2 protein-coding genes are annotated in these 1,347 nt (G+C 67.5%); both read left to right on the forward strand.

Annotated elements, in window-relative coordinates:
* Positions 1 to 419: alpha-glucosidase C-terminal domain-containing protein (locus IE312_RS37840; RefSeq protein ID WP_189986831.1), on the forward strand; the 419-nt coding region annotated here is incomplete at its 5' end.
* Positions 416 to 1,347: alpha-amylase family glycosyl hydrolase (locus IE312_RS37845; protein WP_268254410.1), on the forward strand; the 932-nt coding region annotated here is incomplete at its 3' end. The genes IE312_RS37840 and IE312_RS37845, both read left to right, overlap by 4 nt.

Here is a 1,347-nt window from a genome sequence, read left to right on the forward strand (position 1 = left end):
AGCTCCGGCCCCGCGACTGGGCGGCCGCCGAACGCGAGGGCAGGACCATCGCCCCGCTCATCACCCGGCTCAACACCCTCCGACGGCGGCACCCGGCGCTACAGCGCCTGCGGAACCTCCGCTTCCACTCGACCGACAACGACGCCGTGCTCGCCTACAGCAAGAGCACGGGTTCCGACACGGTCATCGTGGTCGTCAACCTCGACCCGCACCACACCCAGGAGGCAACGGTCTCGTTGGACATGCCGCAACTCGGCCTGGACCGGCACGCCGCCCTGTCCGTGCACGACGAACTGACGGGCGAGACGTACCACTGGGGCAGGACCAACTACGTGCGTCTCACGCCCGGGCGGGCACCGGCGCACGTGCTCCACGTCGGGCGATCGACGCCCCAGATCGGAGGGCCCGCAGCGTCATGACCGTCAACGACCCCGTACCGGACACCTTCGAGGACACTCCCCCCAAGGACCGGGACCCGGAGTGGTTCAAACGCGCCGTCTTCTACGAGGTCCTGGTCCGCTCCTTCCAGGACAGCGACGGCGACGGCGTCGGCGACCTGAAGGGCCTGACCGCCAAGCTCGACTATCTGCAGTGGCTCGGCGTGGACTGCCTGTGGCTGCCGCCGTTCTTCAGATCACCGCTCAGGGACGGCGGTTACGACGTCTCCGACTACACGGCCGTACTCCCGGAGTTCGGTGACCTCGCCGACTTCGTCGAGTTCGTCGACGCCGCCCACCAGCGCGGCATGCGCGTGATCATTGACTTCGTCATGAACCACACCAGCGACCAGCACCCGTGGTTCCAGGAGTCCCGCCAGAACCCCGACGGCCCGTACGGGGACTACTACATGTGGGCCGACGACGACAAGCAGTACGAGGACGCGCGGATCATCTTCGTCGACACCGAATCCTCGAACTGGACCTTCGACCCGGTCCGCGGCCAGTACTACTTCCACCGCTTCTTCTCGCACCAGCCGGACCTCAACTACGAGAACCCGGCCGTGCAGGAGGAGATCCTGGCCGCGCTGCGGTTCTGGCTGGACCTCGGCATCGACGGCTACCGCCTGGACGCGGTGCCCTACCTCTACGCCGAGGAGGGCACCAACTGCGAGAACCTGCCCGCCACCCACACCTTCCTCAAGCGGGTCCGCCGTGAGATCGACGCGATGTACCCGGACACCGTGCTGCTGGCGGAGGCCAACCAGTGGCCGGAGGACGTCGTCGACTACTTCGGCGACTTCCGGGACGGCGGCGACGAGTGCCACATGGCCTTCCACTTCCCCGTCATGCCGCGCATCTTCATGGCCGTCCGCCGCGAATCGCGCTACCCGGTCTCCGAGATCCTCGC

The organism is Streptomyces capoamus (assembly GCF_014654935.1).
GTDB classification, from domain to species: Bacteria; Actinomycetota; Actinomycetes; order Streptomycetales; family Streptomycetaceae; genus Streptomyces; species Streptomyces capoamus.